Raw genomic sequence first — 15,432 nt, 5'->3', positions numbered from 1 at the left:
ATTTTTTTCTTTGAAGGTCGTTTACATAAAAATTACCTTTTTAAAAGATATATTATCAAATTGTAAAACTATCGGTAGGCTATTTCGAAAAAAAAATCGCAAATTTGTAGCAAATTTTTATTAACATGCCTGAGATTTCAATAAGAGGCCGAAAAATGCCTGAATCGCCAATTCGTAAATTGGCACCATTTGCTGATATAGCGAACAAGAAAGGCCTAAAAGTATATCACTTAAACATAGGTCAACCCGATATAAAAAGTCCAGAATTAGCCATTCAAGCCATCAAAAATATCGATATGGATATTATTGAGTATGGCCCATCTGCTGGATATGAAAGTTACCGCAGAAAACTGGCCCAGTTTTATGTTGATCAGGATATTGCTATCAATTTTGAAGACATTATGATTACTACTGGTGGTTCTGAAGCTTTGTTATTTGCTTTAGGAAGCATTATGGATCCTGGAGATGAGATTATTATCCCAGAACCTTTTTATGCTAATTACCATGCTTTTTCAGAAGAATCTAGTGCAACAGTTGTTGCTGTAAGTACCACCATCGAAAATGGTTTTGCCTTACCTACAATTGATGTTATCGAAAAAGCCATAACACCTAAAACAAAAGCAATATTAATTTGCAATCCTAGTAACCCAACAGGTAATTTATATTCTGAAACTGAGATTCAACAACTTGGTGATTTGGTCAAAAAATATGATTTGTTTTTGATTTCGGATGAAGTATATCGTAAATTCATTTATGATGGCGATCCCTTTTTCTCTGTAATGAACTTAGAAGGAAAAGAGCAAAACGTAATCATGATTGACTCTGTTTCTAAAAGATACAGCATGTGTGGAGCAAGAATTGGATGTATGGTTACCCAAAACAAACAAGTTATTGCTACAGCAATGAAATTTGCACAAGCTCGTTTGTGCCCACCAACAATTGAGCAAATTGCTTGCGAAGCCGCTATAGATACCCCTCAAAGTTATTTTGACGATGTAATTGAAGAATACAAATCCAGAAGAGATACTTTGATTAACGAACTTCATAAAATTGAAGGCGTTGTGGTTAATAAACCTAAAGCTGCTTTTTATTGTATTGTTCAATTACCCGTAGAGAACACCGAAGACTTTGCTAAATGGTTGCTTGAAAGTTATGAATTAGATGGCGAAACGGTAATGATAGCTCCTGCAGCTGGATTTTACTCCACTCCAGGAATGGGACTCAATCAAGTGCGTATTGCTTATGTTCTAAAGAAAGAAGACCTAATAAAATCAGTTCATATTTTAAAACACGCTATAGCAGCTTACAATGCGAGATAAATACAAAATCTAGCTTAAAAACCCCTCAACAAAGACAATAGCCTTTTTAAAGTTATTGTCTTTGGTGTTTAAAGCAACCCCAAAAATGGTAACTAAAAAGAACTATTTTTATCAAAAGCTATAGAAATTCTTTAGTATATATTAATTATCTTTACGCCTTTAAAATATACACCCACTATAATAGTAGTATTTAATGATACAAAATGAAGAACTGCACGACGAAATAGGAGACAATCATATTGGTTCAAGTGCAAAAAATCCGATGAGAGCCGATGCTTTTGAAATTTCGGATGATGAAAAAATTGATAGAATTAAAAAAGACGTCGAAAACATTCTTCTAACACTAGGAATGGACTTAACCGATGATAGCTTAAAAGGCACACCCAATCGTGTAGCAAAAATGTTTGTAAAGGAGATTTTTGGGGGATTAAATCCAGCCAAAAAACCAAAAGCCTCTACCTTTGACAACAACTACAAATACGGAGAAATGTTAGTCGAAAAAAACATTATTGTTTATTCTACTTGCGAACACCATTTATTACCCATTATCGGTAGAGCTCATGTAGCTTATATATCTAATGGTACTGTAATTGGTTTATCAAAAATGAACCGTATTGTAGAATATTATGCTAAAAGACCTCAAGTACAAGAACGTCTTACCATGCAAATTGTACAAGAATTACAAAGAGCTTTAGGAACCCAAGATGTAGCCTGTGTTATTGATGCAAAACATCTTTGTGTAAACTCAAGAGGAATTAGCGATATCGAAAGCAGTACTGTTACCTCTGAATTTGGAGGGAAATTCAAAGAAGAACAATCTAGAAGAGAATTTTTAGACTATATCAAATTAGAAACAAAATTTTAATAGTTTATCGTTTGTTGTATATTGTTTGTTGTCATGGGAAAAATACAAAAATTTGAAGATTTAGAAATTTGGAGATTAGCACGAGAAATCTGTTAACAAATTGAATATCTAATACAAGCGACAAATTTAAAAACAAATTATTCTTTGAAAGATCAAATTGACAGAAGTTCTGGTTCAATCATGGATAATATCGCTGAAGGCTTTGAGCGAAATGGCAACAGAGAAGTCATTAATTTTTAAGCATTGCAAAAGGTTCTGCTGGAGAAGTAAAATCACAATCTTATAGAGCTTTCGACAAAAAATGAATTACCCAAGAACAACATTTACAATTAAACGAAAAGATTGAGCTGGTAAAGAACAAAATTGGCGCAATGATGAACTATCTTAATAACTGTGAAATCAAAGACCTAAAATTCAAATAACACTTCACAACCAAAAACAACAAACAATACGTTGAACATGTCACTTTACAATACTCAAACACTAAAAATATACAATTCCCTTTCTGGAGAAAAAGTAACTTTTGTACCTATCAACGAAGGCAGCATTGGAATGTATGTTTGCGGACCCACTGTTTACAGTAATGTACATCTTGGGAATCTAAGAACTTTTATGTCTTTTGATGTGATTTTTAGATATTTCATTCATTTAGGTTACAAAGTAAGATATGTTAGAAACATTACCGATGTAGGACACATCGTGGATGATGTTGATGAAGGAGAAGATAAAATTGCTAAAAAAGCACGTTTAGAACAATTAGAACCTATGGAAGTCGTGCAGCGTTACACTGTCGATTTTCATGAAATTCTAAAAGCATTCAACTTCTTGCCTCCAAGTATCGAACCTACCGCAACAGGTCATATTATTGAGCAAATTGAAATTATCAAAAAAATAATTGATTCCGGAATTGGCTACGAAGCTAATGGCTCTGTTTATTTTGATGTAGTAAAATTCAACAAAACCAATCATTACGGAAAATTAAGCGGTCGCAATATTGAAGACATGCTTACCAATACAAGAGATCTTGACGGACAATCGGACAAAAGAAATCCGCAAGATTTTGCCTTATGGAAAAAAGCCGAACCACAACACATCATGCGTTGGCCTTCGCCATGGAGCGACGGTTTCCCTGGCTGGCATTTAGAATGTACCGCCATGAGCACCAAATATCTTGGCAATCATTTTGACATTCACGGAGGCGGAATGGATTTAAAATTCCCACACCACGAATGTGAAATTGCTCAAAACGAAGCTTGCACTGGACAAACACCTGTCAATTATTGGATGCACGCTAATATGCTTACTTTAAACGGTAAGAAAATGGCAAAATCCACTGGAAATAATATTTTACCAGGCGAAATTTTATCTGGAAAAAACACTATTCTTAGCAAAGCTTTCCCAGCTTCTGTAGCACGCTTTTTCATGCTGCAAGCACATTATAGAAGTATTCTTGATTTCTCAGACGATGCTATTGTAGCTGCCGAAAAAGGATACAAAAGATTAATGGAAGCGGTTGATTCTTTAAATCAAATAAATATTAGTCCAAACAGCAGTTTAGATATTGCTAGCTGGAAGCAACTTTGTTACGATGCAATGAATGATGATTTCAACACACCTATTTTAATTGCACAATTATTCGAAGGCGTACGTTTCATTAATCTATTGAAAGAAAACAAAGAAACCATTAACGCAGCCGATCTAGAAATTCTTGCCACAACAATGCATTCTTTTGTATATGATGTTCTGGGTCTTGAAAATCAAAAATCAGCTGATAGCAGTAACGACAAACTAGAAGGAACTATAAATATGTTAATTGATATGCGAAACAAGGCACGTGCCGATAAAGATTTTGCCATGTCAGATCATATTAGAGATCAATTGCTTGCTTTAGGAATCCAACTTAAAGACAGCAAAGAAGGAACTAGTTTTAGTATTTGATTTTGATAACCATAATGAAAATGTTTTTTTTATGAATACCAAAAGCATTCTATAAACCCATAAAAATGTTTTCAAAAATTATCATTTTTCCGTTTATTGTATTGGTGCGTTTCTACCAGTTGGTAATCTCACCCTTAACACCTGCAAGCTGTAGATTTACACCTACTTGTTCCGCTTATATGATTGAAGCTTTAAAAACTCACGGTTTATTTTATGGTGGTTATTTGGGTTTAAAAAGAATCTTTAGCTGTCATCCCTGGGGAAAAAGCGGCTATGATCCCGTTCCCGAAAAAAGATGCAATCACAAACATTAACCTTTAATTAGTACTGGTTTTACTTTAAATATTTATTTTTACAACCATAAAACAAAAAATACATGATACACGCTTTAACTATCGTATGGAATCCCTCCGAAGGTATAGACTTAGGTTTTTTTGTAATTCGATTTTACAGCCTAATGTTTGTAGTTGCTTTTGGATTGGGCTGGTACATCATGAAAAATATTTTCGAACGCGAAAATGAATCCATAGAAAAGCTCGATTCTCTATTTGTATGGACTGTTCTTGCCACATTAATTGGCGCCAGACTAGGACATGTTCTCTTTTACGATTGGGAATATTTTAGAAATCATTTACTTGAAATTTTCCTACCATTTAGATTTAGCCCTAAATTTGAATTTACAGGTTTTCAGGGATTAGCAAGTCATGGTGCTGCAATATCGATTATAGTTGCAATGTATTATTACAGTAAAAAAATCCTAAAAAGACCCTTACTTTGGATTTTAGACCGCGTAGTAATTGCTGTAGCGAGCGGAGCTATTTTTGTGAGATTGGGTAATTTTTTCAATTCAGAAATTGTTGGAAAAGAAACTAACTCTCCATTTGGAATAAAATTTCTTCACGATTATTACAGCAAATCAGATGCTGTAAATGCAACACAAATTTCAAATCCTAAAGAAGCTTATACTGCTATTGCAACAGATCCAAAATTTGCTGATTTACTAGGACAAGTTCCTGTTAAACATCCAGCACAATTATACGAGGCTGTTTGCTATGTTTTTGTTTTTGCTGTCTTATTTTTCTTGTATTGGAAAACCGAAGCTAGAAAAAAAGCAGGTTTCTTATTTGGACTTTTCCTCGTGCTATTATTCTCCGTACGCATGGTAGTCGAAGCAGTTAAAGAAAGTCAAGGCGGTTTTGAAAACGCCTTAGGATTGCTTTCTACAGGTCAATGGTTGAGTATCCCATTTATACTTATCGGATTCTATTTTATATTTACAGCAGAGAAGCCCATCAAAATATAATACTCTTTTTTGATCATAATAAAATGCCGTCTAACTAAACTTAGACGGCATTTTTCATTCTGTTAAATTTTAAATTTTAAAAAGGGATCAACGCTAAATGTTATGGAGAAACATAAAACCGATACGCTCTAATTTTTTTTTACCGCAGAGAACGCAAAGATTTTTAACTAAGAATGCTTCTAAAAGCACAAAGTTCGCAAAGCTAAATCAATAGAAAGCTTTGCGAACTTTTGCCTTTTTATAAAAGCTAAGGGTAAAAAACTTAGCGCTCTCTGCGGTAATTTTTTTCTAACTCCACAGGTTTTTTTGTTGATCCCTGATTCCCTTTTTGTGTTGATCCCAATTTCGGAATTCATTCGAAAATCCGCATAAAAACAAAAAACCACCTAATAAAAATTAGATGGTTTCTTTTTGAGCCGGCGGAGGGACTCGAACCCACGACCTGCTGATTACAAATCAGCTGCTCTAGCCAACTGAGCTACGCTGGCGACTCAATATAATTTGTAATGAATTGTCAACTCAAATAAAAAACCACCTAAATGAAATAGATGGTTTTTTGGAGCCGGCGGAGGGACTCGAACCCACGACCTGCTGATTACAAATCAGCTGCTCTAGCCAACTGAGCTACGCTGGCGACTCATTACGGGTGCAAATATAAGTCTGTATTTTGTTATTCCAAAATAATTTCAAACTTTTTTCACCCTTTTTTTTACTGCAAATTGTTGATTTTAGCAATCAATTGATTAGCAGTTTGTTCCAATTCTACATTTATCTGTTTGAAATGTGCTTTCTTGTTTTCAACATTTTTAGCGTTTACTTTTACGATTAATGTGTCAAAAGCAGCAATTGCTTCGTCGATTAATGCATTTGTTTCGTCTGTTGGTTTTCCTGTTGTAGAAATTTCAAACAAGTAAACTGCTTCAATAATATCTCCTAAAACGTAATTGATGTCTTTCTTTAAATTCTTAACGTTTGCCATTTTTATTTAATTTTAATTTGCGTCTGCAAAAGTACACATAAACTTTCTATTAGCTACTATGAAATGTAAATTTCTAAAATAGAAGCTTTTCCATTCAAAACAAAAGAATTGATTGCTGCTGGAATTAATACTGTATCGCCTTTTTTATAATTGTATTTTTCGCTATTATATTCTAACTCAAAATCTCCTTCAATACACATGTAAACCGTAAACGATTCTCCATTTTTATTAATACTTACTTGACCATCCAAAGGCACGAAATTAGTTGTAAAATAAGGACAATCCACAACACTGTTGGATTGATTTACTTCCTTAGTATACTCTTTATAAGTATCAACTTTGTCATAATTAATTGCATCCAAAGCCAAATCTACATGTAATTCTCTCCCATTACCCTGAGCATCCACCCTGTCAAAATCATAAATGCGATACGTAATATCCGATGTTTGCTGAATTTCGGCAACTACCAAACCAGCTCCAATGGCATGAACCGTTCCTGTTTCCAGAAAAAACACATCACCTGATTTTACCTTTACATCATCAAGAATAGAAAGTAAGCTTTTGTTTTTTAGATTCTCAACATACTCATTAGCATTTGATTTTTCTTTGAAACCCACAATAATTCGAGCATCAGTATCGGCTTGCATAATGTACCACATTTCTGTTTTTCCAAATGAATTATGGCGTTCCTTAGCCAAAGCATCATTTGGATGCACTTGAATAGACAAATCTTCCCGAGCATCTAAATATTTAAAAAGCAACGGAAATTGCTTTCCGAATTTCTCATAAACTGCCGTTCCTAATATTTCGTTTGGTGCATCATCAATAATTTCCATTAAAGAACGTCCTTGTAATTCTCCATTAGCAACTACACTCACGTCTCCATCAACAGTAGACAATTCCCAGCTTTCTCCTGTTGTAGAAGATTCAATAGACTTTCCTAAAACTGTTTTTAATTTTTCGCCACCCCATATTCTTTCTTTCAAAATAGGCGTAAACTGTAATGGATATATATTTTTCATCATTTTTATTTTTTACTTTTTTTTAGACAAATGTAACCCTAGCAATTTGCTGAAACAAGTATTAATTATCCAATTTCATAGATTATTTAATCAATTTTTCAATCATTTTTGAGACATGTTTCATTCCTAACAGACTATCAAATACCATTTGAATCATACCCTGTTTATCTACAAAATAAGTAACTCTTCCTGGAAGCAAACCAAATATTTTTGATGGCACACCAAAAAGATTTCGAAGAGCCTTATCAGGATCCGATAACAAGATAAAAGGTAAATTGTATTTTTTGGCAAATTCTTGATGCGAATCAACATCATCTGAACTGATTCCAATAACCTCTACACCTAATTTTAAAAAATCATCATAGTTATCCCGGAAGCCACAAGCTTGTACGGTACATTGAGAAGTATCATCTTTAGGATAAAAATAAATAATTGCGGCTTTTTTACCAATTATAGAAACACTCTCAAAAAGATTTCCAGAGGCGTCTTTGGCTGTAAATTTTGGAATTACATCTCCTACTTTTAATTTCATTATTCTCCTTTGTATGTTACAAAATTACGAGGCGTTTCATATAGCACTACTTCTAAATCAAATTTAGATTCAATACGTTTTCTGACTTTGTTCCAGATTACCACTACAATATTCTCGGCAGTTGGATTCAAATCTTTAAATTCAGCTACATCCAAATTCAAGTTTTTATGATCAAAAGCGTCTTCTACTTCTTCCTTAATAACATCAGCTAAAATTTTAACATCAATCACATAACCCGTTTCAGGATCGATTGCTCCAGTTACACTTACAATTAATTCATAATTATGACCATGAAAATTGGGATTATTGCATTTCCCAAAAACAGCATCGTTTTTTTCAAAAGTCCAATCTTTACGATACAAACGATGGGCAGCATTAAAATGTGCTTTCCTACTTATTGTTACTCTCATAATCCAATTTTTAATTCAAAAAAATAGCTTTTCTTAAAGTTTATGCGCTTCTAAATAATGATCAAATTCATCAAAAATAATCTTAAACCAAACCGTGTAATGATCTGGATTTGTGATAATATCTTCTTTTACCGCTTCAATTCCCATCCATTTCCAAGAGGCAACTTCTTCAGGATTAATTAGAGGATTCTCATTAAAATAACCAATCATTACGTGATCCAATTCATGCTCTGTCAATCCATTATCAAATGGTGCTTTATAAATAAAATGAAACAGCTCTTTTAATTGGGTTTGAAATCCCATTTCTTCCATCAAACGCCTATTTCCTGCCTGGATGTTGGTTTCACCTTCACGTTGATGACTGCAGCAAGTATTAGTCCACAACAGTGGTGAATGGTATTTATGATGTGCCCGCTGTTGCAACATCAGTTGGTTTTTGTCATTCAAAATAAAAACCGAAAAGGCGCGGTGTAATACCGCTTTTTCATGAGCTTCTAACTTAGGCATCAAACCTATTTGCTCATCATTTTCATTAACTAGTATTACGTTTTCTTCTATCATATTTTTTTATAGCTAGACAAAAATACAAAAAAGATAAGGAAACCATAACGCTTTAACGTTCTCTTTCTAATTATAAACTATAAAGTAGTCACGGTTACAAAAAGACTCCAATTTTCATGTTATTACTACCTTATCAAATTGTTTCACAAAACCAAAAACATATAAATACCGTAAATACATTTATCAAACAACACATAAATAGCTGTTAAATTGTAAACTAAATTATTGTACTAGCTTGATTTGACCACTATCTTTGTGTTGATCAAAAGATTACTTAGTAGAATCCAATTATAAAATTTGTAAAAAACTAACAATGAAAAATAACTCTTTTGTCAATATACTCTTCTTATTGCCTTTGTTTATGCTATCAGCTTGCGGACAAAACAAGCAATCTTTAGATATCAAAAAAACACCTTCCAACAATACGATTAATAAACCCGGAAATCCTTATTATTCTAATACCGATACCACAAAACTAAAACTTAGCGAAGCTCAGTGGAAAAAAGTACTTCCTGAAGACGTTTATCTGGTAATGCGAAAAGCCGAGACAGAAATCGCATTTACGGGAAAATATTGGAATACTGACCAAAAAGGAACATACTACTGCGCTTCCTGTGGCAATTTATTGTTTCGTTCTACTGCTAAATTTTCCAGTAGCTGTGGGTGGCCCAGTTTTTTTGAACAAGAGAACAAAAAAAGTGTAGTTTACAAAAATGATTTCTCTTATAACATGGAACGCATAGAAGCTCTGTGCGGTAGATGTGACGGTCACTTAGGTCATCTTTTTGACGATGGCCCACCTCCAACAGGAAAAAGATATTGTATGAATTCCATTGCTCTAGATTTTATTCCGGATAGTAAATAATACTATTCAAAAATTAACATTATGAAATCGCCATTAATAACAAGTTTGCGTAAGCAAACACCAATAAATAAAAAGGCGATAACATATATGACCTATGACAAATAAATTTTACATATATGAAAAAGTCATTCCTAATTGTTCTCTTCCTATCATTAAGCATGATGGGACAAAATAATTCTAAAAAAAGTGCTTCCAACTTAGAAACAATCACTCTTGGAGGCGGTTGTTATTGGTGTATTGAAGCCGTTTTTGAAAATTTAGTTGGAGTAAAAACAGTAGTTTCCGGATTTTCGGGAGGAAAAGTAGCCAATCCGAGCTACGAAGCCGTTTGTACTGGAAAAACAGCGCATGCGGAAGTAGTCCAAATCACTTTCGATAAAAAAGCCACTAATTTAGATGAAATTCTAAAAGTCTTTTTCACCGTTCACGACCCAACAACATTGAATCGTCAGGGTGCTGATGTTGGTACACAATACCGTTCGGTGATTTTTTATAGAAATGAAGAACAAAGAAAAACAGCGCAAGATATCATCAACAATTTGAATGCAAATAAGGTTTACAACAATCCAATTGTCACCAAAGTAGATCCTTTTAAAATTTTTTATGAAGCCGATGATTCTCATCAGGATTACTACGAATACAACAAAAACAAACCGTATTGCAGAATGGTAATCCAACCCAAACTTGAAAAATTTGAAAAGGTTTTTAAAGACCGTTTAAAAAAGAAGTAACAGACACAAATTGCACGAACTTCATCTGCATTTAGCAAATTCGTGGAATTAAAACAAATCCATTGGTGTACATTAGTGGAATTCGTGTGAAAAAAGTATTCAAACCTCGAATTAGCTTATAATTCGAGGTTTTTTATTTAAGGTTTCGCCAATCATCAAAGCACATTTTTCTCCATCAATCGCTGCAGAAATAATTCCACCTGCATAACCTGCTCCTTCACCGCAAGGATACAAACCTTTTATTTGCAAATGCTCTAATGTAATTCCACCTCTAGGAATTCGTACTGGCGATGATGTTCTGGATTCAGGTGCGTGAAGAACGGCTTCGTTAGTCATATAGCCTCGCATCGATTTTCCGAATTCTGTAAAACCTTCACGTAATATTTGAGTTAAAAATCCAGGGAAAACTTGCCCTAATTCAACCGAAGTTGTTCCAGGAACATAAGATGTTTTTGGTATTTCTTTCGAAACTTTAGATTGTGTAAAATCAATCATTTTTTGAGCAGGCACTTTTTGAGTTTGCCCTGCCAAATGCCAAGATTTTTGTTCGATACTTTTTTGGAATTCCATTCCTGCCAAAGCTCCAAACTTTGCAAAAGGTTTAAAATCTTCTAATTTCAATTCGATTACAATTCCTGAATTGGCGGTTGCCTGATCTCTTTTAGATGGAGACCAACCATTCGTAACTACTTCTCCAGGACTTGTAGCGCAAGGAGCAATTACACCTCCGGGACACATACAAAAAGAATACATTCCTCTTCCACCCACCTGCTTTACAATACTATATGGTGCTGGCGGCAATAATTCGCCACGATAATCACAACTATACTGAATACTGTCAATTAAGGATTGCGGATGTTCGGCTCTTACGCCTAAAGCAAAAGGTTTTGCTTCTATAAATATTTTTTTTCGGTCTAACAATTCGAAAATATCTCTCGCCGAATGTCCCGTAGCCAAAATCAATTTGTTAGCCAAAATTCGATCTCCATTTTGAGTTACAATTCCTTCAACTTCATTATTCTTGACCAAAATATCCATCACTCTGGTTTCAAACAAAACCTGACCACCACATTCCTTTATTTTCTCTCGGATATCTTCGATAATCTTTGGCAATTTATTAGTTCCAATGTGCGGATGTGCCTCTATCAAAATATCTGGAGTAGCACCAAAAGCGACCAATAATTCTAAAATCCGATTGACATCGCCTCTTTTCTTAGAACGCGTGTATAATTTTCCATCAGAATAGGTACCAGCTCCTCCTTCACCAAAACAATAATTGGAATCTTCGTCAACAATATGATCTCGATTGATGGATTTCAAATCTCGACGACGACCACGAACGTCTTTTCCACGTTCGACAACAATTGGTTTTAAACCCAATTCTATCAGCTGCAAAGCTGCAAAAAGTCCCGCAGGACCAGCCCCTACTACAAGTACTTCCTGAGCATTTTGTACATTTGGATAATTAGGAAGTTCCAATAAATTTTCCTGAAAAGCTTCTCCCTTTAAATAAATAAGCACTTTCAAATTGATTTTTATCGCTTTTTGGCGCGCATCAATCGAACGTTTTAAAATACTAACATGCTGGATTTCTTCGGGAGCAACTTTTATCTGTTTAGACAAATAATCGTTAAGCAACAATTCGTTTGCAGCTATTTCTGTCGCTACTTGTATGAGTAGTTCTTGTGGCATTTTTTTGTGAATTGTTCGAATGTTATATTCGAATTTTAAAATAGTAGTGCGATTTAAGGAAATAGTTTATAGATAGTTTCTCTTTTTACAAATCTTGCTAATTTGACCGTAAGTCCGTCACAATAGAAACTCAGTCTGTACTTACCAATTCTTAATCTATAAGCTTCTGAGTAGCCACGCATTTTTTTTATATTTGATAGCTCCAACAAACTTTGGGCTGATTCAAATTCTTCAATAGCTTGAACAACTTCAGATTTTAATTTTTTATCAGAAATATTTTGAAGATCTTTTAAAAACAATCTAGCAAAAACCACTTCCATTACTGTAACGCTTTCATTATTTCATCTCTAGAAACAGTATCTTCTATATCAGCTTCCTGCATTAGCAAAAGCATCCCCAAATCTTCTTTTTCCTCATCAGTCAAATTATTAAAACGCTCTAACTCTTTGTTTTTAATAAAAGATTGCACTGCAGTTTCTATCAACGACTTTACGCTTGCATTTTCGAAAACAGAAATAAACTTTAATTTCGTAAGCGTAGTTTGATCAATGTCAATTAATTTTCTCATGACAATTTATTTTATGCAAATATATACAATATATACTTTTTAGGCAAAATTTTATACATTTGTAACTCAAAACAGCTTCCATGAGAAAAATAAAATTGATTTGGGATTTCCGCGGACCTACAGCTGCAAAAACAGCTGAACATCACGAAATTCATCTAAAAGAATATATTGCTATTGAAAAATTCCCAATTAACATCACCGGATTTGAAGTACAAGGCGAAATGCAAGCCATAGCCTTTATGGTAGTTACCGATGAAAATATGATTCAGGTACGTGATGCTTTGAAACCGCACCGTGGGGAAATTTTTAGTGAGCAGTAACCAGTTTTTAGTGGTCAGTTATCTCAGTATTATGATTGATTACTGAAAAACTGACCACTGATTACTTTATTTTTAATTCGCTACTTCACTTATAAATTTGATGCGCATTAAACGCAATTCGTCGATATCATAATCGCCTTCAAATTCTCTTAAAGCTTCTTCTATTTTATCAGTTTTAGATTCCATAAAATAATCATGGATTTCTTCTTGCTGATCTTCATCTAGCATATCATCAATCCAATATTTGATATTCAATTTGGTTCCAGCATATACAATTTGCTCCATTTCTTTAATCAAAGCATCCATTGTCAATCCTTTTGCCTTAGCAATATCATCCAAAGATAATTTTCTATCAATATTTTGAATGATATACAATTTATTCACCGAATTGGTTCCTGTAGATTTAACCACCAAATCATCGGGTCTAATAATATCATTATCCTCAACATATCTGTTGATTAAAGCGATAAATTCGCCACCGTATTTCTTAGCTTTTCCTTCGCCTACCCCATGAATATTAATCAATTCCGCTTGAGAAATTGGGTATTTTAACGCCATATCTTCTAACGAAGGTTCTTGAAAAACCACAAAAGGAGGTACACCTAGTTTTTTTGCTACTTTTTTACGCAAATCACGTAACATTTCCATCAAAACTTCATCTGCAGTACCCGAAGATTTTGCAGCAGTTACAATTGCTTCGTCTTCTGCAACGCCATACTCATGATCTTCAGACATCATAAACGAACTTGGATTAGCAATAAAATCCAAGCCTTTTTGGGTGATTTTTACAATGCCGTAAGTCTCAATATCTTTTGACAAACATCCTTCAACTAAAACCTGTCTCAGCAATGCCATCCAGTATTTTTCATCATGTTTTGAACCACATCCAAAAAACGACTGCGAATCAGTACGATGCGCTTTTATTACAGCATTTATACGTCCTATCAACGTAAAAACAATTTCTTTAGATTTGTATAAATGTTTGGTATCCCGAACGACTTCTAGTAACTGAACAACTTCGTTTTTAGCTTCGACCTTTGTTTTTGGATTTCTAACATTGTCATCCATATCCGCACCTTCTCCGGTTCCACTATCGAATTCTTCACCAAAATAATGCAGTAAAAATTTCCTTCTGGACATCGAAGTTTCAGCATAAGCCACCACTTCTTGCAACAAAGCAAAACCAATTTCCTGCTCGGCTACTGGTTTTCCAGACATGAATTTCTCTAATTTCTCTACATCTTTATAAGAGTAATAGGCCAAACAATGACCTTCGCCACCATCACGACCCGCACGACCCGTTTCCTGATAATAACTCTCTAGCGATTTTGGAATATCATGGTGAATAACAAAACGTACATCTGGTTTATCAATTCCCATTCCGAAAGCGATAGTTGCAACCACGACTTCTACATCTTCCATCAAAAACATATCTTGATGTTTGGCTCGGGTTTTAGCATCTAATCCAGCGTGATACGGAACAGCGCTAATTCCGTTGACTTGTAAAACTTCGGCAACGGCTTCCACTTTTTTTCGGCTTAGGCAATAAATAATTCCTGATTTTCCTTTATGTTGTTTAATAAATCGAATGATATCCGATTCAATATTTTTAGTTTTTGTTCGTACTTCATAATACAAATTAGGCCTGTTAAATGAAGCTTTAAAAGTAACCGCATCCGACATGTCCAAATTTTTAAGAATATCTTCTTGTACTTTTGGAGTGGCTGTTGCAGTTAGTCCTATTACAGGAACATTGCCTAATTGTTTGATAATACTTTTAAGGTTTCTGTATTCTGGTCTAAAATCATGACCCCATTCAGATATGCAATGTGCCTCATCAATGGCTACAAAAGAAACGGTTACGCTTTTCAAGAAATTAACATTTTCTTCTTTCGTTAATGATTCGGGAGCTACATACAGTAACTTTGTTAATCCAGATGTGATATCTTTTTTAACCTGAGCGGTCTCGGCTTTAGTAAGTGAAGAATTTAAAACATGGGCAATGCCATTTTCTGAAGACAAACTTCGTATTGCATCAACTTGATTTTTCATTAAAGCTATTAATGGAGAAACTACTACTGCAGTTCCTTCTTGAATTAAAGCAGGTAATTGATAACACAAGGATTTCCCTCCACCTGTAGGCATTATAACAAATGTATCTTGCTTATTCATTAAGCTTGTAATCACTTGCTCTTGTAATCCCTTAAATTGACTAAAGCCAAAATATTTCTTTAATTCTTTATGGATATCAATTTCGTTTGAATTCATTCTTTATTATCTGGTATTTTGTATAAATTTGCATCACATAAAGATACAAATTTCTTTTA

The 15,432-nt window shown here is 34.1% G+C and carries 17 protein-coding genes, 2 tRNA genes and 1 pseudogene; 9 read left to right on the top strand and 11 right to left on the bottom strand.

All coding sequences use genetic code 11. The features are described 5' to 3' along the window. Nucleotides 1-125 precede the first annotated feature (125 nt). The 6 genes and pseudogenes from AAGV28_RS01455 (at nucleotide 126) to lgt (ending at nucleotide 5,425) form a co-directional block, all read left to right on the top strand. Nucleotides 126-1,319 (top strand): pyridoxal phosphate-dependent aminotransferase, encoded by a 1,194-nt coding sequence (locus AAGV28_RS01455; protein WP_373405049.1) that lies wholly within the window; start codon nucleotides 126-128, stop codon nucleotides 1,317-1,319. Between the two features lie 193 nt (nucleotides 1,320-1,512). After that, nucleotides 1,513-2,184 (top strand): GTP cyclohydrolase I FolE, encoded by a 672-nt coding sequence (gene folE / locus AAGV28_RS01450; RefSeq protein ID WP_373405048.1) that lies wholly within the window; start codon nucleotides 1,513-1,515, stop codon nucleotides 2,182-2,184. A gap of 33 nt (nucleotides 2,185-2,217) precedes the next feature. Beyond that, nucleotides 2,218-2,606, top strand: a pseudogene (locus AAGV28_RS01445) (four helix bundle protein). Nucleotides 2,607-2,643: 37 nt separating this feature from the next. Further along, nucleotides 2,644-4,122 (top strand): cysteine--tRNA ligase, encoded by a 1,479-nt coding sequence (cysS, locus tag AAGV28_RS01440; protein ID WP_373405047.1) that lies wholly within the window; start codon nucleotides 2,644-2,646, stop codon nucleotides 4,120-4,122. A gap of 65 nt (nucleotides 4,123-4,187) precedes the next feature. Then, a complete protein-coding gene (yidD, locus tag AAGV28_RS01435) occupies nucleotides 4,188-4,436 on the top strand; it encodes a membrane protein insertion efficiency factor YidD (RefSeq protein ID WP_373405046.1) in 249 nt (82 codons plus the stop codon). Nucleotides 4,437-4,498: 62 nt separating this feature from the next. Continuing rightward, the gene (lgt, locus tag AAGV28_RS01430; protein WP_373405045.1) at nucleotides 4,499-5,425 is read left to right on the top strand and encodes a prolipoprotein diacylglyceryl transferase; all 927 of its coding nucleotides are present in this window, start codon (nucleotides 4,499-4,501) and stop codon (nucleotides 5,423-5,425) included. 414 nt (nucleotides 5,426-5,839) lie between these two features. On the opposite strand, the gene AAGV28_RS01425 is transcribed toward lgt, so the two are convergent. The 7 genes from AAGV28_RS01425 to idi all read right to left on the bottom strand — a co-directional run bounded on the left by AAGV28_RS01425 (nucleotide 5,840) and on the right by idi (nucleotide 8,929). Then, nucleotides 5,840-5,913 (bottom strand) — tRNA-Thr (locus AAGV28_RS01425). A 69-nt stretch (nucleotides 5,914-5,982) separates the two neighbouring features. Then, a tRNA-Thr gene (locus AAGV28_RS01420) sits at nucleotides 5,983-6,059 on the bottom strand. 75 nt (nucleotides 6,060-6,134) lie between these two features. Further along, complete coding sequence (locus AAGV28_RS01415) at nucleotides 6,135-6,404, bottom strand: hypothetical protein (RefSeq protein ID WP_373405044.1); 270 nt, start codon at nucleotides 6,402-6,404, stop codon at nucleotides 6,135-6,137. 56 nt (nucleotides 6,405-6,460) lie between these two features. Then, nucleotides 6,461-7,429 carry a type I phosphomannose isomerase catalytic subunit gene (locus tag AAGV28_RS01410; RefSeq protein ID WP_373405043.1) on the bottom strand — a complete coding sequence of 323 codons (969 nt, stop codon included), beginning with the start codon at nucleotides 7,427-7,429 and terminating at the stop codon, nucleotides 6,461-6,463. A gap of 79 nt (nucleotides 7,430-7,508) precedes the next feature. Then, a complete protein-coding gene (locus AAGV28_RS01405) occupies nucleotides 7,509-7,958 on the bottom strand; it encodes a peroxiredoxin (RefSeq protein WP_373405042.1) in 450 nt (149 codons plus the stop codon). Beyond that, a complete protein-coding gene (locus tag AAGV28_RS01400) occupies nucleotides 7,958-8,368 on the bottom strand; it encodes a 6-pyruvoyl trahydropterin synthase family protein (RefSeq protein WP_373405041.1) in 411 nt (136 codons plus the stop codon). The genes AAGV28_RS01405 and AAGV28_RS01400 overlap by 1 nt, the downstream gene beginning before the upstream one ends. Before the next feature lie 33 nt (nucleotides 8,369-8,401). Beyond that, nucleotides 8,402-8,929, bottom strand: a complete 528-nt coding sequence (idi, locus tag AAGV28_RS01395; protein WP_373405040.1) for an isopentenyl-diphosphate Delta-isomerase — start codon at nucleotides 8,927-8,929, stop codon at nucleotides 8,402-8,404. 313 nt (nucleotides 8,930-9,242) lie between these two features. Here idi and msrB point away from each other — a divergent pair, with 313 nt between their 5' ends. After that, on the top strand, nucleotides 9,243-9,794 hold the full coding sequence (msrB, locus tag AAGV28_RS01390; protein WP_373405039.1) for a peptide-methionine (R)-S-oxide reductase MsrB: 552 nt from the start codon (nucleotides 9,243-9,245) through the stop codon (nucleotides 9,792-9,794). Nucleotides 9,795-9,910: 116 nt separating this feature from the next. Next, nucleotides 9,911-10,525 carry a peptide-methionine (S)-S-oxide reductase MsrA gene (gene msrA / locus AAGV28_RS01385; protein ID WP_373405038.1) on the top strand — a complete coding sequence of 205 codons (615 nt, stop codon included), beginning with the start codon at nucleotides 9,911-9,913 and terminating at the stop codon, nucleotides 10,523-10,525. A gap of 111 nt (nucleotides 10,526-10,636) precedes the next feature. On the opposite strand, the gene AAGV28_RS01380 is transcribed toward msrA, so the two are convergent. Genes AAGV28_RS01380 through AAGV28_RS01370 form a run of 3 tightly spaced genes read right to left on the bottom strand, consistent with a single transcriptional unit; the run spans nucleotide 10,637 to nucleotide 12,785 of the window. Further along, nucleotides 10,637-12,217 carry an NAD(P)/FAD-dependent oxidoreductase gene (locus AAGV28_RS01380; protein ID WP_373405037.1) on the bottom strand — a complete coding sequence of 527 codons (1,581 nt, stop codon included), beginning with the start codon at nucleotides 12,215-12,217 and terminating at the stop codon, nucleotides 10,637-10,639. A 53-nt stretch (nucleotides 12,218-12,270) separates the two neighbouring features. Next, nucleotides 12,271-12,537, bottom strand: a complete 267-nt coding sequence (locus tag AAGV28_RS01375) for a type II toxin-antitoxin system RelE family toxin (protein ID WP_373405036.1) — start codon at nucleotides 12,535-12,537, stop codon at nucleotides 12,271-12,273. After that, nucleotides 12,537-12,785: a hypothetical protein gene (locus tag AAGV28_RS01370; protein ID WP_373391787.1), complete on the bottom strand. Its 249-nt coding sequence runs from the start codon at nucleotides 12,783-12,785 to the stop codon at nucleotides 12,537-12,539. Before AAGV28_RS01370 ends, AAGV28_RS01375 begins: the two co-directional genes overlap by 1 nt. 80 nt (nucleotides 12,786-12,865) lie before the next feature. Between AAGV28_RS01370 and AAGV28_RS01365 the strand changes: the two genes are divergently transcribed. Continuing rightward, a complete protein-coding gene (locus AAGV28_RS01365) occupies nucleotides 12,866-13,105 on the top strand; it encodes a hypothetical protein (protein ID WP_373405035.1) in 240 nt (79 codons plus the stop codon). 72 nt (nucleotides 13,106-13,177) lie between these two features. Here the strand turns inward: AAGV28_RS01365 and AAGV28_RS01360 are convergent, their stop codons facing one another. Next, the gene (locus AAGV28_RS01360; protein ID WP_373405034.1) at nucleotides 13,178-15,373 is read right to left on the bottom strand and encodes a RecQ family ATP-dependent DNA helicase; all 2,196 of its coding nucleotides are present in this window, start codon (nucleotides 15,371-15,373) and stop codon (nucleotides 13,178-13,180) included. Nucleotides 15,374-15,432 lie beyond the last annotated feature (59 nt).

Origin of the sequence: Flavobacterium zubiriense (genome assembly GCF_041729725.1) — a bacterium.
Classification (GTDB): domain Bacteria; phylum Bacteroidota; class Bacteroidia; order Flavobacteriales; family Flavobacteriaceae; genus Flavobacterium; species Flavobacterium zubiriense.
Note: the sequence above shows the minus strand (reverse complement) of the source record. Positions and strands in the feature narration are given on the sequence as shown.

Coding starts and splice junctions, on each gene's coding strand:
- msrB (WP_373405039.1), top strand. CDS start 9,243: ATGAAAAATAACTCTTTTGTCAATATACTCTTCTTATTGCCTTTGTTT.
- cysS (WP_373405047.1), top strand. CDS start 2,644: ATGTCACTTTACAATACTCAAACACTAAAAATATACAATTCCCTTTCT.
- AAGV28_RS01380 (WP_373405037.1), bottom strand. CDS start 12,217: ATGCCACAAGAACTACTCATACAAGTAGCGACAGAAATAGCTGCAAAC.
- AAGV28_RS01375 (WP_373405036.1), bottom strand. CDS start 12,537: ATGGAAGTGGTTTTTGCTAGATTGTTTTTAAAAGATCTTCAAAATATT.
- msrA (WP_373405038.1), top strand. CDS start 9,911: ATGAAAAAGTCATTCCTAATTGTTCTCTTCCTATCATTAAGCATGATG.
- AAGV28_RS01415 (WP_373405044.1), bottom strand. CDS start 6,404: ATGGCAAACGTTAAGAATTTAAAGAAAGACATCAATTACGTTTTAGGA.
- idi (WP_373405040.1), bottom strand. CDS start 8,929: ATGATAGAAGAAAACGTAATACTAGTTAATGAAAATGATGAGCAAATA.
- yidD (WP_373405046.1), top strand. CDS start 4,188: ATGTTTTCAAAAATTATCATTTTTCCGTTTATTGTATTGGTGCGTTTC.
- folE (WP_373405048.1), top strand. CDS start 1,513: ATGATACAAAATGAAGAACTGCACGACGAAATAGGAGACAATCATATT.
- AAGV28_RS01370 (WP_373391787.1), bottom strand. CDS start 12,785: ATGAGAAAATTAATTGACATTGATCAAACTACGCTTACGAAATTAAAG.
- AAGV28_RS01455 (WP_373405049.1), top strand. CDS start 126: ATGCCTGAGATTTCAATAAGAGGCCGAAAAATGCCTGAATCGCCAATT.
- AAGV28_RS01360 (WP_373405034.1), bottom strand. CDS start 15,373: ATGAATTCAAACGAAATTGATATCCATAAAGAATTAAAGAAATATTTT.
- AAGV28_RS01405 (WP_373405042.1), bottom strand. CDS start 7,958: ATGAAATTAAAAGTAGGAGATGTAATTCCAAAATTTACAGCCAAAGAC.
- AAGV28_RS01410 (WP_373405043.1), bottom strand. CDS start 7,429: ATGATGAAAAATATATATCCATTACAGTTTACGCCTATTTTGAAAGAA.
- AAGV28_RS01365 (WP_373405035.1), top strand. CDS start 12,866: ATGAGAAAAATAAAATTGATTTGGGATTTCCGCGGACCTACAGCTGCA.
- lgt (WP_373405045.1), top strand. CDS start 4,499: ATGATACACGCTTTAACTATCGTATGGAATCCCTCCGAAGGTATAGAC.
- AAGV28_RS01400 (WP_373405041.1), bottom strand. CDS start 8,368: ATGAGAGTAACAATAAGTAGGAAAGCACATTTTAATGCTGCCCATCGT.